Below are 21,984 nucleotides of genomic sequence, written 5' to 3' on the forward strand. Positions count from 1 at the left end.
CGGATACGGCGACGCTCCGCGTCGCCACCATCAGATTCGCTTCACCACCGGCCTGAAGGCCGATGCACTGCGAATGAATCCCGGTAGCACCGGATTGATCAGATGGCGTTTGGCGAAGTCGCCGTCAGGCTCCATCGCCTCCATCACCTTGCGGGGCATGGTGTTCCACTGCTGGATGGCGGCTTCGTTCGTCGGTTGTGTGGTCACCGGCGGGAGCGTAGTCCCGTTGGCGGCGGGGCTTCGTTCCTTTTTATGGTGGGCTGGGCGGGCGTATGTCTCACCGGTGGCCAGGACACGTCCGACGTCGTGCCGTGCTACCGGTCGGCCAGCAGCGCGTCAGCCAGATCGAACAGGGCATCCCCACGTCCGCTCAGGCACTCGTAGAACTCCGCCCGGAAGCGTGACAGCGTCGCGAAAGCTTCCCGCTTGTCGAGCTGCCGGCCGACGCCGAAGGGCCACAAAACCTTCATCATCTGCACAGCACCGCATCAAGTGGGTCTGCCTACATCGACCTCACTCTCTGCGCTCGTGGCGCACTTGAACGACAAGCTAGGTGCCCCGACAGGCAACGTTTGCCCGTCAAGGAGCGGCGTCCGGTGCGTGCTCTCGGCGTGCCGGCCCGAAGCCCTCGTACTGGACGTACTTGGGCTTTCGGCCGGTGCGGGGAGAGGGCGTGCCGGGCGCCGCGACGGGGCGAACGTTGCCTGCCGGGGCACTAGGTCGCCGGCCGGGCCCGCAGTCCCTTCCCCAGCCTGCGCAGCCCCTCCGCGATCTCCTCCGGTGTCTGGGTCACGAAGCACAGGCGCAGGGTGCGCACATCCTGCTCACCGGCGTAGAAGGGAGCGCCCGGGACGTACGCCACGTCCTGCCGGACCACCCGCGGGAGCAGGGCCGTCGTGTCGTACGACTCCGGGAGCCGGACCCAGAGGAACATGCCGCCCTCCGGCCTGTTCCACACCGCCCCCTCCGGGAGGGCCGCCGGGAGGCCCGCGAGCATGGCGTCCCGGCGTTCGCGGTACGCCGCCGCCACCCGCCGCACATGGGCGTCCAGGTCCCGGTCGGCCAGGTACCGTGCCGCGGCGAGCTGGTTGACGGTCGGGGTGTGCAGGTCCGCGGCCTGCTTGGCGACCGCACAGGCCCGCCGCAGACCGGCCGGCGCCCGCAGCCAGCCCAACCGCAGCCCCGGCGCCATGACCTTGGAGAAGGAGCCCAGCAGCACGGTCCGGTCGCGGACGCCGTCGTAGGAGGCGAGCCACGGCAGCCGCTCGCCCTCGAAGCGGAGTTCGCCGTACGGGTCGTCCTCGATCAGCCAGAGCCCGCGCCGGGCGGCGACGGCGGCCACGGCGGCGCGCCGCCCGGCGGGCATCGTGCGGCCTGTCGGGTTCTGGAAGGTGGGCACCGTGTAGAGCAGCTTGGGCCGCTCGCGCGCCACCAGCTCGTCCAGGGCCTGCGGGTCGATGCCGCCCGCGTCGCAGGGCACGGGGAGGATGCGCGCGCCGGCGAGGCCGAAGGCCTGGAGTGCCGCCAGATAGCAGGGGTTCTCGACCAGGACGGTGTCGCCGGGGTCGAGCAGCGCGGTGGCGAGCAGGGACAGCGCCTGCTGCGAGCCGGTGGTGACGAGCAGGTCGTCGGGGTCGGTGGGCAGACCGCGCGCGCCGGTCCGGGCGGCGAGCGCGGTGCGCAGGGCGGGCTCGCCCTCGGTCGTGGCGTACTGCAGGGCCCGCGCGGGGGTGTCGGCGAGCACCGCCCGGTAGGCGTCCGCGATGCCCTCGGCGTCGAACAGCTCCGGGGCCGGCAGCCCGCCCGCGAAGTTGATCACCTCGGGGCGGGCGGTGACGGCGAGGATGTCCCGTACGGGCGAACCGCCGATCGCGGTCACCCGTGCCGCGAGCGGCGGCACGGGGGCGGCGGGTGCGGGCACGGCGGCGGTGTCGGTCACGGTCACCTGGCGGCTCCTGTCGGGTTACGGGTGCTGCCCGCACCCTAGGGAAATGACTGCCGCCTACAACCACATTTCCGCGATCCGGACGCCGCCCTGCTTCCTCAGCCCTTCCGTCCGACCGCCGCGTACACGTTGATGTCGGCGTCCGTGACGTCGTTGATGTCCCGGTAGCGGATCTTCTCAATGTCGTCGAGGCTGTCGTAGTAGGCCTGGTCGACCTCCTTCGGCGCGGGCGCCGGGCTCGGGAACCAGTGATGGACGGGTACGACGCCGGGCTCGTCCAGCGTCACTCCCGGTGTCTCCGTGAAGAACCGCGCGACCTCCTCCTTCGACCGTAGGACGAAGGTGAACCCGCGCTCGGTGTACGTCCGTTGCACCGCGCGGATGCTCTCGGGGTTGAGGTCCTCGGTGATGTGACTGATCACCAGCCGGCTGCCCGGCGCCAGCGCGCCCACCAGCTCCCGCACCACCGGGAAGGCCTCCTCGTCCTCCACGAAGTGCAGGAGGGCCACGAGCACGAGCGCGACCGGCTCGTCGAAGTCCAGGGTCTTCGCGGCCTGTTCGAGGATCTGGGCCGGGCTGCGCAGGTCGGCGTCGATGTAGTCCGTACGGCCCTCGGGTCCGCTGGTCAGCAGGGCGCGGGCGTGCGCGAGCACCACCGGGTCGTGGTCGACGTACACCACCCGCGAGCCGGGGTTGATGCGCTGGGCGATCTGGTGGACGTTCTCCGCGGTCGGCAGCCCGGTGCCGATGTCCAGGAACTGCCGGATGCCGTCCTCCTGCGCCAGCCGCGTAACGGCCCGGCGCATGAAGTCCCGGTTGTGCCGTACGTCGAGGTATCCGCGCGGGTTGGCGGCGAGGGCGGCGGCCGCCGCGGCGCGGTCCACCGGGTAGTTGTCCTTGCCGCCGAGGAAGACGTCGTACACGCGGGCCGGGTGCGCCTTGGAGCTGTCGAACCTCCGGCGCAGCTCGGCGGAATCCTGGTCGAGCGCGTCACCGGGCATGGGTTCTCCCCCCTGGAGAGTCAGGTGCTTCAACAAGCAACCACGTCAGAATGGTCAACAACCTACCGCTCCACGCCACTTGATGGTGCCCGCGCAATGCCCGTGCAGGTACTCCCGGGCCCGCCGTCCGGCAGGTGAATGGCCGGTGCGGATTTCGCGGAGTCTCCACCGCCCGCCATCGCACAAGCTTGCGGATTAAACTATTGTGCAGTACCCAGATGAATCATGAACTTGTTCAACCGCGGCGTGATGTCCCGCCGCAAGGCGCCACCCATCCCCTCACAGCGCACCGCCGGGTCGCCGGCCTCCCCCACCACCACTGCCGTTCTGCCGGATCCCGCCCTGGCGGATCTGACCGGCGAATGGGTGATCGACCCGGCACACAGCCGCATCGGCTTCTCCGTCCGGCACGCCATGGTGACCACCGTGCGCGGCGCCTTCGCCGAATACGAGAGCCGGCTCTACTTCGACGGCCGCAACCCCGCCCGGTCGCGCGCCGAGATCGTGATGTCCACCGCCAGCGTCGACACCGGCGTGGAACAGCGCGACGCCCACCTTGTCCACCGTGACTTCCTGGACGCCGCGAACTACCCCCGCATACGGTTCGCCAGCACCGCCGTGCAGTTCGCGGGCGACGACCTGTACCGCATGACCGGTGACCTCACCATCAAGAACACCACCCGTCCCGTCGTCCTGGAGCTGACCTACATCGGCCACGTCACCGACCCCTTCGGCGAGGAACGGGTCGGCTTCGACGGCACCACCACCTTCAACCGCTCCGAATGGGGCCTGACCTACAACAGCCGGCTGGCCACGGGCGGGGCGATGGTGAGCGAGAAGGTGCGCCTGCAACTCGACATCGCCGCCATCCGCGCCCCCGTCTCGGCAGGCTGAGCGACTCAGCGCAGCTTCCGGGCCATCTCGGTGGCCCAGTAGGTGAGGATGTTGCGCGCTCCGGCCCGCTTGATGCCGGTCAGCGACTCCAGGATGGCCCGGTCCCGGTCGATCCAGCCCCGCTCGGCGGCGGCCTCGATCATCGAGTACTCGCCGGAGATCTGGTAGGCGGCGACGGGCACGTCCACGGCGTCGGCGACCCGCGCGAGGATATCGAGGTAGGGCCCGGCAGGCTTGACCATCACCATGTCGGCGCCCTCCTCCAGATCCAGCGCGAGCTCCCGCAGGGACTCCCGCACGTTGGCCGGATCCTGCTGGTACGTCTTCCGGTCCCCCTGCAACGACGAGGCAACGGCCTCCCGGAAGGGCCCGTAGAAGGCGGAGGCGTACTTCGCGGTGTAGGCGAGGATGGCCACATCCTCCCGCCCGATCTGATCGAGAGCGTCCCGGATGACCCCGATCTGCCCGTCCATCATCCCGCTGGGCCCCACCACATGGGCACCGGCGTCGGCCTGCACCTGAGCCATCTCGGCATACCGCTCCAGGGTCGCGTCGTTATCGACCCGCCCCTCGGCATCCAGCACCCCGCAATGCCCGTGATCAATAGTCTCATCGAGACACAGATCGGACATCACCAGCAGGTCGTCCCCCACCTCGGCCCGCACATCCCGAAGGGCGACCTGAAGAATCCCGTCCGGATCCGTCCCCGGCGTCCCGAGGGCGTCCTTCTTCCCCTCCTCCGGCACCCCGAACAGCATGATCCCGGACACCCCGGCCGCCACCGCCTCAGCGGCCGCCTTCTTCAGACTGTCCCGCGTGTGCTGCACGACCCCCGGCATCGCCGCGATCGGCACCGGCTCACCGACCCCCTCCCGCACGAACGCGGGCAGGATGAAGTCGGCGGGGTGCAACCGCGTCTCGGCAACCATCCGCCGCATGACAGCCGACGTACGCAGCCGCCGCGGCCGCGCACCGGGAAAGGAACCGTACTTCGTCATACACCTACGCTACGCCGGGCCCGACAGCGCATTTGCCGACGTCCCGTCGGAGCCGGAAGCCCGCACACCGCAACGGCACGCAAACAGGAGAAGACCGAAAAGGACAGATCCGCGGCGGAGCTGGCAGCCAGTACGGCGGAATCCGATCTCGACCGGATACGCGCCCAAGCACGCAAGCTGGCCACCGACTACGACCTGGAAGGCCGGGCGGTAGCGCGACGCCTCGACAAGGCGATGGACATCGCGCCGAATGAACCGGGCCGGCTGGACAAACTGGGCGACACGCTCGTCAACATCGGAAATGCCCTGGCCGCGATCGACGACGTCATCGCAGAGGCCGTCAGCGCTGCCGTGGCCGACGCGGTCAAGTGGCTCAAGGACCACGCGAACGCCATAGCCGCCCTCGGCGATGTCCTCGCGACCGTAAGCGGTGCGCTGGGCGCGAGCTCGCTAGTGATCATGCTTATCGCCCCGATCACAGGTCCGCTGGCCCCCGAGTTCGCCGCAGCGGCGGCAGCCGTCGGGGTCGCCTCGAGCCGAGCGGCTGACGCTGCGGCCAACTTCGGCCTGGTGGACACTGTTGCCTCCTTCATCGCCGATCCAACCGCACTCGGATACTTCATGCCGCAGAACGACCGACAGACCGTCCAGTCGGCGCTGCCGGGCGGCAATCTGCTCGTGGCATTCGAAAACGCCTGGAAGGCCGGTAGTGAGAAAGACAACGCCGCCCGGCAGGGAAAGTGAGCAGCACGATGAAAGACGCCGAGATCCTGGCCACCTTCGACGGGCGGGGGCGCGCCGAGTCCCTTCTCGGAGGCTTCGAGGGCCGGGATTCCGACAAGATCACGGCGATCGGCTACGAACTCGGCTACGACCTCCAAGCCACCGAGATGCCGAGCAAGAGCACGATCCGCCTGATCTTCGTGACTGCCTGGAGCTGGAGGCGAAGGCGGCGCGGATTCAGGAGTACGGCGCCAGCATCATTCCCGGGCTGCTTCAGACAGCGGCGTACATGCGCGCGCTGTTCGTCGAGGGCGAGCCGGGAATGAGCCCGCAGGAGATCGACGGCCTGGTGGCGGCCCGCCTGAGCCGCCAGGAGGTCCTTCGGCGCGACAATCCACCGGACTCCTGGTGGATTCTCAACGAGGGTCACCAACAACGGTTCATGCGTGATCAGGTGGCCGAAGTTGGACGAGCCGGCGGCCAGCCGCCTGATCTGCTGGTCATCGCCGGACGGGCTGCCTGTCGCCGCCCTCACCGTGTGTTTCCCCCAGAGTTCCGGTCGTCATGCCGTGTGCAAAGCCTTGCAGGTTGACATGAACAGACGGCTCTAGCAAGGAATTTGACACAACACACGGCCTCGAACGCGGGGCATCATCCTGCAGGCGAGGACCGATTCCGCCCGTGCAACGGCGCGGCGGAGCACACCGACAAGCGCGCCCCGCCCCACCTCACGTCGTAGACCGCCGCCGCCGAGCCCCCGGTCGCCGCTCGCTCGGCCGCGTCACCGGATCCCCGGCCTCCACGGCGGCAGCCCTCCGCCGCGAACCGAAGTCGGCCAGTGCCTCCGCCAGCTTGTGCACCGACGGCTCGGGGGCCATCACGTCCACCCGCAGCCCGTGCTCCTCGGCGGTCTTGGCCGTGGCCGGGCCGATGCAGGCGATCACCGTCACGTTGTGCGGCTTGCCGGCGATACCCACCAGGTTCCGGACCGTCGACGAGGACGTGAACAGCACCGCGTCGAAGCCGCCGCCCTTGATCGCCTCCCGCGTCTGAGCCGGCGGCGGCGAGGCCCGCACGGTCCGGTACGCGGTGACGTCGTCGACCTCCCAGCCCAGCTCGATCAGCCCGGCGACCAGGGTCTCGGTGGCGATGTCGGCCCGCGGGAGGAACACGCGGTCGATCGGGTCGAAGACCGGGTCGTACGGCGGCCAGTCCTCCAGCAGACCGGCGGCGGACTGCTCCCCGCTCGGCACCAGGTCCGGCTTCACGCCGAAGGCGACCAGCGCCTTCGCGGTCTGCTCGCCCACCGCGGCGACCTTGATACCGGCGAAGGCCCGGGCATCCAGCCCGTACTCCTCGAACTTCTCCCGGACCGCCTTCACCGCGTTGACCGAGGTGAACGCGATCCACTCGTAACGGCCGGTCACCAGGCCCTTGACCGCGCGTTCCATCTGCTGGGGCGTGCGCGGCGGCTCCACGGCGATCGTCGGAACCTCGTGCGGCACGGCCCCGTACGACCGCAACTGGTCGGAGAGCGACGCCGCCTGCTCCTTGGTCCGCGGCACGAGCACCTTCCAGCCGAACAGCGGCTTGGACTCGAACCACGCGAGCTGGTCGCGCTGTGCGGCGGCGCTGCGCTCACCGACCACGGCTATCACCGGCCGCGCGCCCTCCGGCGACGGCAGCACCTTCGCCTGCTTCAGCGTCTGCGCGACGGTCCCGAGCGTCGCCGTCCAGGTCCGCTGACGCGTGGTCGTACCGGCGATCGTGACCGTCATCGGGGTGTCCGGCTTACGTCCGGCGGACACCAGTTCACCGGCGGCCGCCGCGACGGAGTCCAGCGTCGTCGACACGACGACCGTGCCGTCCGACGCGCCCACCTCCATCCAGCACCGGTCGGAGGCCGTGCGCGCGTCCACGAATCTGACGTCCGCGCCCTGCTGGTCCCGCAGCGGCACACCCGCGTACGCGGGCACACCGACCGCGGCCGCGATGCCGGGCACGACCTCGAAGGGCACACCCGCGGCGGCGCAGGCGAGCATTTCCTCGGTGGCGTACGTATCAAGTCCCGGGTCCCCGGACACCGCGCGCACGACCCGCCTGCCGCCCCGCGCGGCCTCCATGACAAGATGTGCGGCATCCCGCACAGCGGGGACTCCAGCGGTTGTTGACGCTGCGTCAACTACCGTTAGCTGGGGCGTGCCTGTGCCCGGAGCGGAGTCCGACGAAGGATCCGTCTCGGTGTTCACGACGGCGACGCCCGGCCTGGCATGAGCGCGTACGACGTCGAGCACCTCGTACTCGGCGACGAGGACGTCCGCGTTCGCCAGCGCCTCGACGGCGCGCAAGGTCAGCAGTCCCGGATCTCCGGGTCCGGCACCGAGGAAGGTGACGTGCCCGTGTTCAGGACCGGCGGGAAGGGTGGTGGGGCTCAATGTGCTCGCTCCCCCATCAGACCGGCCGCGCCCGCGGCAAGCATCTCGGCGGCGAGTTCGCGACCGAGCGCCAGCGCTTGGTCATGCGTCTCGGGCACGGGACCGGTGGTGGACAGCTGCACCAGCGAGGTGCCGTCGGTCGTGCCGACGACGCCGCGCAGGCGCATTTCCTTGACAGTCTGCCCGTCGGCCAACAGGTCGGCCAGCGCACCCACGGGGGCGGAGCAGCCGGCCTCCAGGGCGGCGAGCAGTGACCGCTCGGCGGTCACGGCGACCCGCGTGAACGGGTCGTCGAGCTCGCCGAGCGCGGCGATCAGGGCAGCGTCTTGGGCGGTGTGCCCCGCCCTGCATTCGATCGCCAGTGCCCCCTGGCCAGGGGCGGGCATAACCGTGTCGACCGACAGGAAGTCGGTCACCTCGTCGATGCGGCCGATGCGGCTCAGGCCGGCAGCCGCCAGCACCACCGCGTCCAGCTCGCCGTCGCGGACGTATCCGATCCGCGTGTCGACGTTCCCGCGGATCGGGACCGTCTCGATGTCCAGGCCGTGGCTGCGGGCGTACGCGTTCAGCTGGGCCATGCGGCGCGGTGAGCCGGTGCCGATGCGGGCCCTCTTTGGGGAGGACGCAGCCAGGTCGGTGAACTTCAGCGCGTCCCGGGCGACGATCACGTCCCGCGGGTCCTCGCGCACCGGTACGGCGGCCAGGACCAGGTCCTCGGGCTGCGCGGTCGGCAGGTCCTTGAGCGAATGAACCGCGAAGTCGACCTCGCCCTTCAGCAGCGCGTCCCGCAGTGCGGTGACGAACACGCCCGTGCCGCCGATCTGTGCGAGCGCCTCACGCGAGACATCGCCGTACGTGGTGATCTCGACGAGTTCGACGGGCCGTCCGGTCAGCCGGCGCACGGCCTCGGCCACCTGCCCGGACTGGGCCATGGCGAGCCGGCTGCGCCGGGTGCCGAGCCTCAAAGCCCCTTTTTCTGGCTCACGCCTCCGGGGCGCTTCAGCCGGTGGCGGGTGTCCGACCGTGCTCAGCCCTTCGGGCCTCCGCGCGCTCGGCCTCTCGACACCGGCGCGCCCCTGCGGCTCACGCGCGTCGTTCATTGCGGCCCTCGGTTCTTCCGGGTGGTGCTGTCGCTGCTGTCATCGGCTCGGGAGATCGAGGCCACGGTCTCGGGGTCGAGGTCGAACAGGGTGCGCAGCGCGTCCGCGTACCCGGCGCCGCCGGGCTCGGCCGCGAGCTGCTTGACCCGTACCGTCGGCGCGTGCAGCAGCTTGTCGACCACGCGCCGCACGGTCTGCGTTATCTCGGCGCGGTGCTTGTCGTCGAGGGCGGGCAGCCGCCCCTCGAGGCGGGCGATCTCGCCGGCGACGACATCGGCGGCCATGGTGCGCAGGGCGACCACGGTGGGCGTGATGTGCGCGGCCCGCTGCGCCGCCCCGAAGGCAGCGACCTCGTCGGAGACGATACGCCGGACCTGGTCGACGTCGGCCGCTATCGGCCCCGCGGACAGAGTCCGCTCATCGGTGGGAGTTGCGGAGGCCTCGGCGAGCGACTCGATGTCCACCAGCCGCAGTCCGGCCAGCCGGTGCACGGCCGCGTCGATGTCGCGCGGCATCGCGAGGTCGAGGAGGAAGAGGACGGGCTCGGGCCGCTGCGGTTCGGCGACCGGCTCGGGTCTGCGCCGCTCGGGCACGCGGCCGACGACGGCCACGGTGGCGGCCAGCGCGGCGATGGCGTCGGCGTCCTCGGCGGGGTCGAGCGCGACCACGCCGCCTGGCCTGGTCTGCGTGCGCTGTGCACGGCCCGCGGTCTCCGGGGTGCCGTTGTCCACCCAGGCCGCGTGCTGCTCCAGCTCGGCGGCGGCCATCCCGGCCACGGCCGCGTCCCCGAGCACGGAGAAGGCGGCGGTCCCGGGCACGCCGGACAGGTCGAGCGGGCAGGCGTCATCGCCGCCGAGGTCCGTGGGCGCCGGAGCATCGCCACGTCCGGCAGGCGACGCCGGGCCCGACTGCAGCGCCGCACCCGCCGGGCCCGGCTGTGGCGTCGTACGACCGCCTGCGGCTTCCCCGGTGCCGGGTCCGCCCGCGGGTCCCCGGCCCTCGACCGCCGCCGCGACCGCCTCGGCCGTCAGGACCAGTCCCGTCGCGCCCGTGCAGGAGACGGCGACGTCGGCACGTGTCAGCTCGACCGGCACCGATTCCATCGGTACCGCGCGGGCCAGCACGTCCGTGTCATCGCCCTCGGTGAGGATCTCGGCGAGCCGCTCGGCGCGGTCGTACGTCCGGTTGGCGACGACGATCTCCGCGACGCCCGCGCGCGCGAGGGTCGCCGCGGCCAGCGAGGACATCGAACCGGCGCCGATGACCAGGGCCTTCTTGCCGCGCGCCCAGGCCTCGACGTCGCCACCGCGGGCCAGCTGCTCCAGGCCGAAGGTGACCAGGGACTGCCCGGCGCGGTCGATGCCGGTCTCGGAGTGGGCGCGCTTGCCGACCCTGAGGGCCTGCTGGAACAGGTCGTTGAGGAGGCGGCCCGCGGTGTGCAGCTCCTGCGCGCGGGCCAGCGCGTCCTTGATCTGGCCGAGGATCTGGCCCTCGCCGACGACCATCGAGTCCAGTCCGCAGGCCACCGAGAAGAAGTGGTGGACGGCCCGGTCCTCGTAGTGCACGTAGAGATAGGGCGTGAGCTCGTCCAGGCCGACCCCGCTGTGCTGGGCGAGCAGCGTGGACAGCTCGGCGACACCGGCGTGGAACTTGTCCACGTCCGCGTACAGCTCGATGCGGTTGCAGGTGGCCAGCACCGCGGCCTCGGCGGCCGGTTCGGCGGCGACCGCGTCCTGGAGCAGCTTGATCTGCGCGTCCGGGCTCAGCGACACCCGCTCCAGCACGCTGACCGGGGCGCTGCGGTGGCTCAGGCCTACGACGAGGAGACTCATGCCGGCATCACGGCGGGTACGTCCCCGTCTGGCCCCTGGTCGGCGGACGCGTCGTGGACGGTCGCGGCGGGCGGCAGGGCGCCCTCGGCCGCGGCCTCCTCGCCCGCCTTGCGCTGCTCGTGGAAGGCGAGGATCTGCAGCTCGATGGAGAGGTCGACCTTGCGCACGTCCACGCCGTCCGGCACGTTCAGCACGGTCGGCGCGAAGTTCAGGATGGACGTGACACCGGCGGCGACGAGCCGGTCGCAGACCTGCTGGGCGGCGCCGGCGGGGGTCGCGATGACGCCGATCGACACCCCGTTGTCCTTGATGATCTTTTCCAGGTCGTCCGTGTGCTGCACGGGGATCCCGGCGACGGGCTTCCCGGCCATCACGGGGTCGGCGTCGATCAGCGCGGCGACCCGGAAACCGCGCGAGGCGAACCCGCCGTAGTTGGCGAGTGCGGCGCCGAGGTTACCGATTCCGACGATCACAACCGGCCAGTCCTGGGTCAGGCCGAGTTCACGGGAGATCTGGTAGACGAGATACTCGACGTCGTAGCCGACGCCGCGGGTCCCGTAGGAGCCGAGGTACGAGAAGTCCTTGCGCAGCTTCGCGGAGTTGACCCCCGCCGCGGCCGCGAGTTCCTCGGACGAGACCGTGGGTACCGAGCGCTCCGAGAGCGCGGTGAGGGCCCTTAGGTACAGCGGAAGCCTGGCGACGGTGGCCTCGGGAATCCCTCGGCTGCGGGTCGCCGGTCGGTGAGTTCGGCCAGTTGCCACGGTGCTCCTGCGGGTAGAGCGGGGCTGCAGGCGGTCAGACGTCACTGCACGACCGCCCCGTCGACAGCAGGCTATGTCTTTGTGAACGCGTGCACAAAGATGGTGTCCGATTTGCCCGGCGAACGTGACCGGGGTCACGCGCGCCCCGCACACCTGTGGGGAACCGGCGCACCTGCACCTTTGTTCCACGCTCCCTGGGGGCAAACCCGCACACTCTCCTCACGATCCACGCCCCCGAGACCACGTCGCCATCGATCCTAAGCGACATCGCGGGCGACTTGAACCGGTCGGTCAGTTGCGCCTGGTCGGCGCCTCGCAGGGCTTCACCAGGACTTCACTCGGCGCCTTGCAGAGCCTTGCGAAGACGGGCCTCGTTCACGCGCCAGAACGTGTGCTGCCTGCCGTCGACGAGGACGACGGGAATCTGCTCCCAGTACTGGTCGTGAAGCTCAGGGTCCTGGGTGATGTCCTTCTTCTCCCAGGGGACGCCGAGATCACCACACACCTTCTCCACCACCACCTGTGCCTCATCACACAGATGACAGCCGGGCTTGCCGATGAGGGTGACGAGGCGGTCCTGGGGAGGCCTGCGGCGGAAGAGGGGGCTCATGTCGGCCATTCTCGCGCGCGGCGGGAAACTCTTTAACGGCCCCGATGCGGAGAGTTCACAAGCTCCAAACCTCTCGACTCCGGAATCACCGAACAAACTGGCTATGCTCACGCCATGGCCGCTCTCGGATGGCTCACTCCCCGTAGGCGCTCCGCCACGGCGCGGAGCGTGTTGGCTGGCGAGGCCTCGGCGGAGGCAGCCCGCAAGTCCTCCCAGGAAGAGGAACAGGCACAGGCACAGGCACAAGCCGCCGGTGAACCGGAGTTCCCGGTGCACGGCGACGTCCAGGCCGCCGCGTTCTTCGACCTCGACAACACCGTGATGCAGGGTGCCGCGCTGTTCCACTTCGGCCGGGGCCTGTACAAACGGAAGTTCTTCGAGACGCGCGACCTGGCCCGTTTCGCATGGCAGCAGGCGTGGTTCCGGCTGGCGGGCGTCGAGGACCCGGAGCACATGCAGGAGGCCCGCGACTCGGCGCTGTCGATCGTGCAGGGCCACCGGGTCTCCGAGCTGCAGTCCATCGGCGAGGAGATCTACGACGAGTACATGGCCGAACGCATCTGGCCCGGCACCCGGGCGCTGGCCCAGGCGCACCTGGACGCGGGCCAGAAGGTGTGGTTGGTCACAGCGGCACCGGTGGAGATCGCACAGGTCATCGCCCGCCGCCTGGGCCTGACCGGCGCCCTGGGCACGGTCGCGGAGTCGGTGGACGGCGTCTACACGGGCAAGCTGGTCGGCGAGCCCCTCCACGGCCCGGCGAAGGCGGAAGCCCTGCGCGCGCTGGCCGCCGCCGAGGGCCTGGACCTCTCCCGCTGCGCCGCCTACAGCGACTCGCACAACGACATCCCGATGCTCTCCCTCGTCGGCCACCCCTACGCCATCAACCCCGACTCCAAGCTCCGCAAGCACGCGCGCACCCTCGACTGGCGCCTGCGCGACTACCGCACGGGCCGCAAGGCGGCCAAGGTCGGCATCCCCGCGGCAGCCGGCGTCGGCGCGGTGGCCGGCGGCACGGCGGCGGCCATCGCGCTGCATCGGCGCCGCCGTTAGCCCTCCCCCGGCGGCTCAGGCGCCCACGTGGAGGTGGGCGGCCCACAGGGACGGCGAGAGGCGGGTGCGTTTGCGCAGGGTGCGGACCGCCGTGTGCAGGGCCTGCGCGGAGGCAGCGAAGGCGAGCGTGCCCTCGCCGGTGCTCAGGCCGCCGTAGAAGGCGTCGGCGATCTCCACGGCCGTGTCGTCCGCGGTCTCCCACAACGTGCCGACGACGTGCGGGAAACCCGCGAGCTGGAACGCGGAGCCCAGGTGGATGGACTCGTCCACCAGTTCCTCGGCGTCGACGGCGGCCGTGCGGCACGCGGACAGGAAGGCCAGCCGGACCTCGTCCAGGCTCAGCGGCGCGAGGCTCGCGACGGTCAGGGGCGCGGTGGCGTGGTCGGCGAGCAGCAGCCGGCTCCTGGAGGGGTCCACCGGATCGGTCTCGCCGTGGCAGGCGAAGTGGGCGACGCGGCAACTCGGCAGGTGGGACAGGACGTTGTCGCGGGTCGGTGTGCGGTCGGCGGGGGCGTCGGGTTCGAGCAGGACGTGCCCGGGCAGCCGTTCGCACAGCATCTCCCGTTCCATCTCCACGTGGGCCAGATCCCGGTCCGGAAGTCCGGGCGTGGCCGGCATCGTGACGATCAGGGCACGGTCGTCCCGCGCGGGGGCGCGGTCGCGCTGCTGGGCGTGGCGCAGGGCCCGCACCGTGGGCGCGTACGAGGAGACGACCCGGTCGATGACGGCCCGCCGCTGCGGGTCGGGCTCCGTCCGGGTGCCGTGGTACCCGGCGGCGTGCAGCGGCAGCAGGCCCAGCAGTCCGCCCGGTACCCACCACACCCGGGGCCAGTCCGCCCCGGGCGGGGGCTCCCGGTCGTGTCCGAGCCGGAGCAGCACGGGCTCCGCGACCACGTCCCACAGCCATTCGAGGAGTCCGCTCAGCTTCTTCTGCGCCTCCCGGCGCCGGTCGCCGTCCGCGCTCGAGGCGGCCTCCCGCAGCGCCTGCTGGAAGGTGTCCACGGCCCAGCGGAGGTCGTCGTACCGCAGGCGGGGCAGCGCCATGGCACTCACCCCGTCCGTGGTGAGCAGCAGCGCGCTGCTGCCGTAGCCGCTGACGTTGACCACGACGACCGGGCCCTGCTCCGCGCCGCGCAGCAGTTCCCGCGCGGAGGGTGGCAGCCCGAAGGACGCGAACTCACCGCCGAGGGAGCGGATTTCGTCGAGTAGGGCCGCGAAGTCACGGGCCGTCGTGTCGCGCGGCCGGGCGTCCGTGAGGTCCGTGCCCCCGAGCGGGAGGAACACGGAGTCCTGCGACGGTACGTCGAGTGCCTCGCGCAACGCGACGAAACGGTCGGCGAGTTCCGGGTGCTTCGCGCGGAGTTCGGTGAGGTCGCTGCGGGTGTCGAGGGCCTGGCTGAGCAGCACGCCGCGGCCCGTCTCCAGCAGCTGGAGCGCGCGCAGGGCCCGGTTGCGGTCGTCGCCGCGGGCGAGGGTCCACTGGGCGGCGTCCGCGGCCAGGCCGGCGAACTCGCCGAGCGTGTACTGCTGGTCGTGGCGCTCCAGATGGCGCGGGGCGAGCGAGGGCAGCAGCTCTACGGCGGTCCGGAGCAGGTCCGAGGTCCGTACGTCCGTGGCCTCGGCCAGGAGCACCGAGCCGCGCCGGGCTGCCGACACACGGGTGGAGGGCGCCGCTGTCTCCTCGGCGGCGGCCCGCTCGTACGTGGCGATCGCCGCTTCCCGGTCCGCCGGGTTTCCGGTCCGCCGGAACCTGGTTCGCAGTGCGCTGCCCAGCACGAGGAGCCGGTGTCCCAGTTCCGAGTTCCCGGGGGCGGTGGCCGCCAGCGACGCGCGGGCAACGGCGACGGTCTCGTCCAGGTCCGCCGGTGCCGCGCTCGTGGTACGGGCCCGGTTGTCGAGTGCTGCGGCGAGGTGGGCCAGACAGGTCGCCCGCTGGGTGTGGTCCGCCGGAACGGCGTCGACCGCCGCCCGGAAGGCGGAGATTATAGGTTGCCAGTCCAGGGCCGGTTCGCCTGCCAGGATGCCGTACTCCAGCCGGACGTGCTTGGCCATGCCGAGCTGGACCAGCACACGCCAGCGGTGGGCATGACCGGCCGGGACGAGCCGGGCGGCGGCCTGCTGCGCGGCGACCGCGGCGTCGAAGTCCCCCCGGTCCTTGGTCCGGGCTGCCCGCAGGGTGAACGCGTAGCCCAGGGCGGTCTGCACCGACCAGCGTTCGGGGTGGTCCGGGGCCATCGCGTCGAGCGCTGCACGCAGGGCTGTGACGGCCGTGTCCAGATCCGACCTTCCCTGGAACCGGACGTACCGGCCCAGGAGCGTGTCAGCGAGGTTGTTCAGGCGGAACATCCGCCCGGGGTCGTCCGCGGCACTGGCCTCCACCGCCCGCCGACCGACCGTGATCGCCTCATCCAGATCCGCCGGATCCGTGCCCCGCTGGAAGCGGTACCTCAACGCCAAGCCCAGGTTGGACAGCGCCATGGGGCGACGGGGATCGCCCGGGGGAACGCAGTCCACCGCCCTGCGTATGGCCGCGATCGCCTCGTCCAGATCCGCGAGGTCGCCGTACTGCTCGTGCCGGCTGCGCAGGGCACCCGCCAGACCGTTCAGCCGGAGCACCAGGTCGGGGTCGTCCGGGCCGGTCGCCTCGACCGCCCTGCGGTAGGCGTCGATCGCCGCGGCCAGGTCCTCGTGCGTCGCCCGGCGCTCGAAGCGCGTTTCCAGGGCGATCCCCAGGTTGGCGAGCCGCTGCGCCAGGCCGGGATGACCGTCGGGCGTCGCCCCGAGCACGTACCCGTACTCGTCGATGACCGTGTCCAGAAGGACCGGGTCGGAGGAGACGAGGATCTGCTTCAGCCGGGGGATGAGAAGAGGCTCGGCGAAGTCGCCGACGTGCCGCCGCAGGTCCCGCGGCAGATCGCTGACGCCCGCGAGCAGGCACGGGACGAACAGCTCCACCACGGCGGTGAGCGCGGCCGGGGTGCGGTCGTCGTCCCACGGCTGCGCCATCTCCTGCAGGAAGGCCAGCCAGCCGAGCCGGTACGCGGCCTCGACGTCCCCCGGGTCCGCGGCGAGGAGCGCGCGCAGTTCCTCCGCCTCGGCGTGCGCCTGCGCCAACCGCACGAGGGCGGCGTCCCCGCCGCCCTTCACCTGCCGCAGCCGCACCCGCACGGCGGCCAGAACCCGATCGCGGCGGGGCGGCTCCGGTTCACTGTTCACATACGCCGACAGTAGTCCAAGTACCCACCTCTCCACAGGAGTTGACAGAACGCCCCGAGGTCGTCACTGTGCGGACCAGCCGACCATCAGGCAGCGCCCCGCACGAGCAGGTCGCACCGCCCCCCGGAGAGACGCATGACCGACCGACCCTCCTGGCAGGCCAGGCGCACGGCCGAGGCCCTGGCCCACTTCTTCGCCCACCTCGACGACATCCGCGACGAGCTGCGCAGGGGGGCGAGCGGGGACGACGGGCCCGTGGACCAACTGCTGGCGGCCGTGCGGGACGACGGGGACGTCGACGACGCGGTACGGCTGCTGCACGAGCACCTCCAGGCCGACGGCGACCCGCGCGGCCTGTACGGACGCACCCGCGGCACCGGCGCCCAGCTCGCGGGCCTCGGCGGCACCGACCGGCCGATGCAGCTCTACCTCTGCCCCCACCGCCGCTGCACCCGCCACCACTGGCCGGATACGACCCCGGACGGACCGCCCACCTGCGACCTCGACGGCACTCCCCTCCTCCTGAAGAGGGTGTGACCCCGTGAACGGACTGCTGGCCGAACTCGGCAAACGGCTCGCCGAACGCTGGCTGTCCCTCCTGGTGCTGCCGGGCGCCCTGTTCCTGGCCGCGCTGCTCGCCGGAGCGCGGCTCGGACACGGCGACTGGTACGACATCGCCGCGCTGCCCGGCCGCCTCGACCGCAGCACCAGCACCCACCTGACCGACTCCCCCGCGCACCTCCTCGTCCTGCTGCTGGCCTTCCTGCTCGCCTCCGCGGCCTGCGGTGTGGTCGCCCAGGCGCTGGGCTCCCTCCTGGAACGTCTCTGGCTCGCCGCCGACTGGCCGGGCTGGCCCACGCCCACGCACCGGCTCGTGCAACACCGGATCGCCCGCCGCCGCGGCCGGTACGACCGGTGGCGGGACCGGGTCGGACACGCCAGGGCGGCCCAGCACCTGGACGGCGCCGATCCCGACGCGGCCGCGCTCCAGGTGGCCGTCGCCCGCCACCGGCTCCACCAGGTCGCCGACGCCCGGCCCGACCGTCCCACCTGGACCGGCGACCGGCTGCGCGGCGTGGAGTCCCGCCTGCGCGAAGACCTCGGCATCGACGTCACCGTCGTCTGGCCCCACCTGTGGCTGCACGCCCCCGACACCACCCGAGCCGAGGTCACCGCCGCCCGGGAAACCATGTCCCGCGCCGCCACACTCACCGGCTGGGGCCTGCTGTACATCTGCGTCGCCGCCGTATGGTGGCCGGCCGCGCTCATCCCCCTCACGGTGACGACCACAGGCTGGCTCCGCTTCCGCACCGCAACGGACACATACGCCACCCTCGTCGAAGCCGCCACCCGCCTCCACACCCGCACCCTGGCCCACCACCTGGGCATAGCCGCCCCCGGCCCCCTCACGCACGAAACAGGCACAGCCCTGACGGCCTACCTGACCCAGGCCACACCCCCACCACCACCCCTACGCCTGCCACTCCCGCAGTAACACCGAGCGCCACAGCTCCCCGACGCCAACCGGCACATCCCGGCCCGCCCGGCATTCGAGGCCGGCCCATCAGCGGCTCCGCCGCGGGCCCCGACGGTCACACCAGCGCACGGCACTCGCACACGCCGGACCGTGACTCGGCCAAAATCCGACCGACACACGAAACGCCGTCAATCCAACTGGCGTACCCCCGCAACCCTCTGTCCAGTCTTCTTGGCTGCACACGGCCACAACACGCCCCGCACTCGCCCGGAATCCGAACTCATACGGTCAACAATCGTTCACTACATAGCACTTGATCGGGCGTCAAACGGCTACAGAAGCAACGCGATCGACGATTTGAGCAACTCGGTGTAGCGGGGCCTATACGAAGCGTTATTCTCCTCAGACGCAAACCGGTACCTCTCCGTCGCTACGACGGGTGAACGGTCCCGCACTGCACGTGATGGAAGCTCTGCCTCTGGGAGTCCCGTGTACCCACACGTCGGGGTTGACGCCTCGGGCCTGGCGACGCTCTGCGCAACGGTCGCTACGGTCCAGAACCTGTTGCGCGGTCTCGTCCCCACCGCGTACGCCGCCCCCGCCTTCGCCCCCGCCACCCCCGTCGGCCCGTGCTACGCACTAGCCGACGGCACCGCCGCGGTCGGCAGACGGAGCCGCCCGTCCGGCGCAGCCACCGCACGCCGCCCCGCCGCGGACAGCGACAGCGCCCGCATGATGGACCTCGTGGAGCGCGCCCAGTCCGGCGAGGCCGACGCCTTCGGCCGCCTCTACGACCAGTACAGCGACACCGTGTACCGGTACATCTACTACCGGGTCGGCGGAAAGGCGACCGCCGAGGACCTGACGAGCGAGACCTTTCTGCGCGCCCTGCGCAGAATCGGCACCTTCACCTGGCAGGGCCGCGACTTCGGCGCCTGGCTCGTCACCATCGCCCGCAACCTCGTCGCGGACCACTTCAAGTCCAGCCGCTTCCGCCTCGAGGTCACCACCGGCGAGATGCTCGACGCCAACGAGGTCGAGCGCTCCCCGGAGGACTCCGTCCTGGAGTCGCTGTCCAACGCCACCCTCCTCGACGCCGTACGACGGCTCAACCCCCAGCAGCAGGAGTGCGTCACGCTCCGCTTCCTCCAGGGCCTCTCCGTCGCCGAGACCGCGCGCGTGATGGGCAAGAACGAGGGCGCCATCAAGACCCTCCAGTACCGCGCCGTCCGCACCCTCGCCCGGCTCCTGCCCGACGACGCCCGCTGACGGCACCGCCCGCCGAGGACACCCGGACCCATACCCACGACGCGCTCAGCACGACACGCTCAGCAACGCCCAACTCACGTTCACTGAAAGTCGGTTGGCTTCCCCATCCGTACAACCGCCGTCCGTAACCCAAGTGCCGCGCCGCTCGTTGTGCGGGATGCAGGCTCCCTGTGGTCACTCCTTGACCGACTCCGGTCACTCGATCGTGTGGTTGCGGTCAGGGTGTGGAACCCTCAGGACCCCCTGGGGAGTCGACCGTCATGACGAGAGGAGGTGCCGCCAGTGATCGCGAACGTATCGGCGCACCGGCGGGCGAACGCCTTCGCCCAGGCCCTGGAGGAGCAGTCCGAGCGGGGTACGGCGGCCGAGCAGTCCGAAGGATCGGCACCGCCGGCCGCCGCCGAACAGACCCAGCAGGCAAGCCTGCTGGCCCTCGCCTCCGGTCTCGGCGAGCTGCCCAAGCCGGAGCTGGACCCCGAGGTCAAGGTCGTCCAGCGGGCCCAGCTCGTGGCCGCCTTCGAGGCCATGCTGCAGGAGGGCGCCGCCGGGGGCGAGGCGGCGGACCCTTCGGTGCCCGAACAGCGCCGCCGGGCCAAGGGTTCTCACCGGGCGACCCCGCTGGGGAAGCTCCGGCCGCGGTCACGGCTGGCCAAGGGCCTCACCGCGGGCGGGCTCAGCGTCGGTGTGGCCGCGGGTGCCTTCGGCGGAGTCGCCGCTGCCAGTTCCGCCGCCCTGCCCGGTGACTCGCTCTACGGCCTCAAGCGCGGCATAGAGGACTTCAAGCGCGGCCTCGCCGACGGGGACGGCGAGCGCGGCCGGGCCTATCTCGCCCAGGCCTCCACCCGGCTGGGCGAGGCCCGCCGCCTGATGGAGCGCGGCCGCAGCGGCCCCCTGGACCACGAGTCCCTGGGTGAGGTCCGCCGCGCCCTGTCCGGCATGCGGCACGACGCCTCGGAGGGCCACCGGCTGCTGCACGAGGTGTACGAGCGCGACCCGGACTCCCTCGGCCCCATCCAGGCCCTGTCCTCCTTCTCCCGCTCGCACCGCGAGGCCTGGGGCGAGCTGCGCCAGCGGCTGCCCGTGCAGCTCGGGGACGTGAGCGAGGAGGTGTCGTCGGTGTTCGCCGCCATAGACGCAGATGTCGCCCCCCTGCAGTCCCTGCTGCCGCAACCCCCAGCCCAGGACGGCGGCAACGGCCAGCGGCGGGGCGATACGGGTCCGGCGTCCCCCGGCGGCTCCTCCGGCACCGACCGCTCGGCCGCGCCCAGCACGGGCAACGGCACCGAGGGCGGCCAGCCCGGCAGCGGCCCCAGCCGCTCGGCCGGCTCCGGCAGCGAGGACGACGGCCTGCTCGGCGGCAACACGGGCGGCCTGTTCGACCCGCCACTGGGCGAGGCCGACGCCAGCGCCTCGCCGTCCGCCAGCACCAAGCCGCCGGCCGGCCAGCCCGACGTCACCCTCCCGCCGCTGCTCCCCGGCCTCCTGCCCGGCCTCGGCATCGAGGGCGAGGACGCCGGCTAGCGCGCCAGGCGGTCGTACGGCAGCGGGGGCGCCCTTCTCACGAGGGGCGCCCCCGTCGTCGTACCGCTCCAGGACGTATGGGCTCTAGAAGAACACCGACCGGCGCTGCACCAGCAGCTTGTACAGCGTGTGCTGGATCTGCTCCCTGACCTGGTCGGTCAGGTTGAACATCAGCATCGGGTCCTCGGCCGCCTCCGGCGGATAGCCGTCCGTGGGGATCGGCTCGCCGAACTGGATCGTCCACTTAGTGGGCAGCGGGATCGCGCCCAGCGGGCCCAGCCACGGGAAGGTCGGCGTCAGCGGGAAGTACGGGAAGCCCAGCAGGCGGGCCAGGGTCTTGGCGTTGCCGATCATCGGGTAGATCTCCTCGGCCCCGACGATCGAGCACGGCACGATCGGCGTGCCCTGCTTCAGGGCCGTGGAGACGAAGCCGCCGCGGCCGAAGCGCTGAAGCTTGTAGCGGTCGCCGAAGGGCTTGCCGATGCCCTTGAAGCCCTCCGGCATCACTCCGACGACCTCGCCCTGGGCGAGCAGCCGCTCGGCGTCCTCCGCGCAGGCCAGGGTGTGGCCGAGCTTGCGGGCGAGCTCGTTGACCACCGGCAGGACGAACACCAGGTCCGCCGCCAGCAGCCGCAGATGGCGGCCGGCCGGGTGGTTGTCGTGCACGGCGACCTGCATCATCAGGCCGTCCATCGGCACCGTCCCGGAGTGGTTGGCGACGATCAGGGCGCCGCCCTCGGACGGGATGTTCTCGATGCCCTTCACCTCGACCCGGAAGTACTTCTCGTACAGCGGGCGCAGCAGGGACATCAGGACCTGGCCGGTGAGCTCCTCGTCGTAGCCGAAGTCGTCGACCTCGTAGTCACCGGTGAGGCGGCGGCGCACAAAGGCGAGTCCGCCCGCGATGCGCCGCTCCAGCCCGCCGCTGTCGTCGTCTCCGGGCCGCTGCGGCGGCTCTTGCTCACGTGTCACAGGGACATCATCCTGCGCCGACGCCCTGCTGGGCAGGGGCTGGACCTCACGCACCAGTGCGGATTCCGTGCCCTTGCGCCGGCTCCCCGCACTCCGGCGCCGCGGCTGCCGCTGCACGGCGCTCCCGCGGGACCGGTCGTCGTCGAACGGAATGACCTTGGCATCCGCCATCGTTGATGC

At 71.5% G+C, this 21,984-nt stretch carries 20 protein-coding genes; 8 read left to right on the forward strand and 12 right to left on the reverse strand.

What is annotated here, in order from left to right; all coding sequences use genetic code 11:
* Positions 1-30: 30 nt before the first annotated feature.
* The 4 genes from H8R17_RS37335 to H8R17_RS37350 form a co-directional block, all read right to left on the reverse strand.
* Positions 31-207: a hypothetical protein gene (locus H8R17_RS37335; RefSeq protein WP_187827652.1), complete on the reverse strand. Its 177-nt coding sequence runs from the start codon at positions 205-207 to the stop codon at positions 31-33.
* 107 nt (positions 208-314) lie between these two features.
* A complete protein-coding gene (locus H8R17_RS37340) occupies positions 315-479 on the reverse strand; it encodes a hypothetical protein (protein WP_187827676.1) in 165 nt (54 codons plus the stop codon).
* Positions 480-715: 236 nt separating this feature from the next.
* A complete protein-coding gene (locus H8R17_RS37345; protein ID WP_187827653.1) occupies positions 716-1,945 on the reverse strand; it encodes a PLP-dependent aminotransferase family protein in 1,230 nt (409 codons plus the stop codon).
* Between the two features lie 98 nt (positions 1,946-2,043).
* Complete coding sequence (locus tag H8R17_RS37350; protein WP_187827654.1) at positions 2,044-2,946, reverse strand: SAM-dependent methyltransferase; 903 nt, start codon at positions 2,944-2,946, stop codon at positions 2,044-2,046.
* A 225-nt stretch (positions 2,947-3,171) separates the two neighbouring features.
* On the opposite strand from H8R17_RS37350, the gene H8R17_RS37355 reads away from it, so the two are divergent.
* Positions 3,172-3,840 carry a YceI family protein gene (locus H8R17_RS37355; protein ID WP_187827655.1) on the forward strand — a complete coding sequence of 223 codons (669 nt, stop codon included), beginning with the start codon at positions 3,172-3,174 and terminating at the stop codon, positions 3,838-3,840.
* A 5-nt stretch (positions 3,841-3,845) separates the two neighbouring features.
* Here H8R17_RS37355 and hemB read toward each other — a convergent pair whose 3' ends face one another.
* The gene (gene hemB / locus H8R17_RS37360) at positions 3,846-4,838 is read right to left on the reverse strand and encodes a porphobilinogen synthase (RefSeq protein ID WP_187827656.1); all 993 of its coding nucleotides are present in this window, start codon (positions 4,836-4,838) and stop codon (positions 3,846-3,848) included.
* A 234-nt stretch (positions 4,839-5,072) separates the two neighbouring features.
* On the opposite strand from hemB, the gene H8R17_RS37365 reads away from it, so the two are divergent.
* Both H8R17_RS37365 and H8R17_RS48955 read left to right on the forward strand, forming a co-directional pair.
* Entirely contained in the window at positions 5,073-5,582 is a 510-nt protein-coding gene (locus H8R17_RS37365) for a hypothetical protein (protein WP_187827657.1), read from the forward strand.
* Positions 5,548-6,153 (forward strand): Scr1 family TA system antitoxin-like transcriptional regulator, encoded by a 606-nt coding sequence (locus H8R17_RS48955; protein ID WP_223125938.1) that lies wholly within the window; start codon positions 5,548-5,550, stop codon positions 6,151-6,153. Before H8R17_RS37365 ends, H8R17_RS48955 begins: the two co-directional genes overlap by 35 nt.
* Positions 6,154-6,289: 136 nt before the next feature.
* On the opposite strand, the gene H8R17_RS37375 is transcribed toward H8R17_RS48955, so the two are convergent.
* From H8R17_RS37375 to H8R17_RS37395, 5 genes are all read right to left on the reverse strand, one after another.
* Entirely contained in the window at positions 6,290-7,996 is a 1,707-nt protein-coding gene (locus H8R17_RS37375; RefSeq protein ID WP_187827659.1) for a bifunctional uroporphyrinogen-III C-methyltransferase/uroporphyrinogen-III synthase, read from the reverse strand.
* Entirely contained in the window at positions 7,993-8,961 is a 969-nt protein-coding gene (hemC, locus tag H8R17_RS37380; protein WP_262505818.1) for a hydroxymethylbilane synthase, read from the reverse strand. The genes H8R17_RS37375 and hemC overlap by 4 nt, the downstream gene beginning before the upstream one ends.
* Before the next feature lie 131 nt (positions 8,962-9,092).
* Positions 9,093-10,928, reverse strand: coding sequence for a glutamyl-tRNA reductase (locus H8R17_RS37385; RefSeq protein WP_187827660.1), 1,836 nt, complete (start codon positions 10,926-10,928; stop codon positions 9,093-9,095).
* On the reverse strand, positions 10,925-11,689 hold the full coding sequence (locus H8R17_RS37390; RefSeq protein WP_187827661.1) for a redox-sensing transcriptional repressor Rex: 765 nt from the start codon (positions 11,687-11,689) through the stop codon (positions 10,925-10,927). Before H8R17_RS37390 ends, H8R17_RS37385 begins: the two co-directional genes overlap by 4 nt.
* Positions 11,690-12,023: 334 nt before the next feature.
* Positions 12,024-12,308 (reverse strand): glutaredoxin family protein, encoded by a 285-nt coding sequence (locus H8R17_RS37395; protein ID WP_187827662.1) that lies wholly within the window; start codon positions 12,306-12,308, stop codon positions 12,024-12,026.
* Positions 12,309-12,413: 105 nt separating this feature from the next.
* On the opposite strand from H8R17_RS37395, the gene H8R17_RS37400 reads away from it, so the two are divergent.
* On the forward strand, positions 12,414-13,349 hold the full coding sequence (locus H8R17_RS37400; protein ID WP_187827663.1) for an HAD family phosphatase: 936 nt from the start codon (positions 12,414-12,416) through the stop codon (positions 13,347-13,349).
* 15 nt (positions 13,350-13,364) lie between these two features.
* Here H8R17_RS37400 and H8R17_RS37405 read toward each other — a convergent pair whose 3' ends face one another.
* Positions 13,365-16,565: a CHAT domain-containing protein gene (locus H8R17_RS37405; RefSeq protein WP_187827664.1), complete on the reverse strand. Its 3,201-nt coding sequence runs from the start codon at positions 16,563-16,565 to the stop codon at positions 13,365-13,367.
* Positions 16,566-16,700: 135 nt separating this feature from the next.
* Between H8R17_RS37405 and H8R17_RS37410 the strand changes: the two genes are divergently transcribed.
* The 4 genes from H8R17_RS37410 to H8R17_RS37425 all read left to right on the forward strand — a co-directional run bounded on the left by H8R17_RS37410 (position 16,701) and on the right by H8R17_RS37425 (position 20,832).
* Positions 16,701-17,102, forward strand: coding sequence for a hypothetical protein (locus tag H8R17_RS37410; protein ID WP_187827665.1), 402 nt, complete (start codon positions 16,701-16,703; stop codon positions 17,100-17,102).
* Between the two features lie 4 nt (positions 17,103-17,106).
* Entirely contained in the window at positions 17,107-18,060 is a 954-nt protein-coding gene (locus H8R17_RS37415; protein ID WP_187827666.1) for a hypothetical protein, read from the forward strand.
* Positions 18,061-18,531: 471 nt separating this feature from the next.
* On the forward strand, positions 18,532-19,311 hold the full coding sequence (locus tag H8R17_RS37420) for an ECF subfamily RNA polymerase sigma factor, BldN family (protein WP_187827667.1): 780 nt from the start codon (positions 18,532-18,534) through the stop codon (positions 19,309-19,311).
* A gap of 282 nt (positions 19,312-19,593) precedes the next feature.
* Positions 19,594-20,832, forward strand: a complete 1,239-nt coding sequence (locus H8R17_RS37425) for a DUF5667 domain-containing protein (RefSeq protein ID WP_187827668.1) — start codon at positions 19,594-19,596, stop codon at positions 20,830-20,832.
* Between the two features lie 84 nt (positions 20,833-20,916).
* On the opposite strand, the gene H8R17_RS37430 is transcribed toward H8R17_RS37425, so the two are convergent.
* On the reverse strand, positions 20,917-21,975 hold the full coding sequence (locus tag H8R17_RS37430) for a lysophospholipid acyltransferase family protein (protein WP_187827669.1): 1,059 nt from the start codon (positions 21,973-21,975) through the stop codon (positions 20,917-20,919).
* Positions 21,976-21,984 lie beyond the last annotated feature (9 nt).

The organism is Streptomyces sp. TRM68367 (assembly GCF_014495685.1).
Classification (GTDB): domain Bacteria; phylum Actinomycetota; class Actinomycetes; order Streptomycetales; family Streptomycetaceae; genus Streptomyces.

Bases quoted from the DNA above. Each gene is read 5' to 3' on its own strand.
- H8R17_RS37385 (WP_187827660.1), bottom strand. From the start codon at position 10,928: ATGAGTCTCCTCGTCGTAGGCCTGAGCCACCGCAGCGCCCCGGTCAGC.
- H8R17_RS37395 (WP_187827662.1), bottom strand. From the start codon at position 12,308: ATGGCCGACATGAGCCCCCTCTTCCGCCGCAGGCCTCCCCAGGACCGC.
- H8R17_RS37410 (WP_187827665.1), top strand. From the start codon at position 16,701: ATGACCGACCGACCCTCCTGGCAGGCCAGGCGCACGGCCGAGGCCCTG.
- H8R17_RS37400 (WP_187827663.1), top strand. From the start codon at position 12,414: ATGGCCGCTCTCGGATGGCTCACTCCCCGTAGGCGCTCCGCCACGGCG.
- hemB (WP_187827656.1), bottom strand. From the start codon at position 4,838: ATGACGAAGTACGGTTCCTTTCCCGGTGCGCGGCCGCGGCGGCTGCGT.
- H8R17_RS37350 (WP_187827654.1), bottom strand. From the start codon at position 2,946: ATGCCCGGTGACGCGCTCGACCAGGATTCCGCCGAGCTGCGCCGGAGG.
- H8R17_RS37355 (WP_187827655.1), top strand. From the start codon at position 3,172: ATGAACTTGTTCAACCGCGGCGTGATGTCCCGCCGCAAGGCGCCACCC.
- H8R17_RS37430 (WP_187827669.1), bottom strand. From the start codon at position 21,975: ATGGCGGATGCCAAGGTCATTCCGTTCGACGACGACCGGTCCCGCGGG.
- H8R17_RS37365 (WP_187827657.1), top strand. From the start codon at position 5,073: ATGGACATCGCGCCGAATGAACCGGGCCGGCTGGACAAACTGGGCGAC.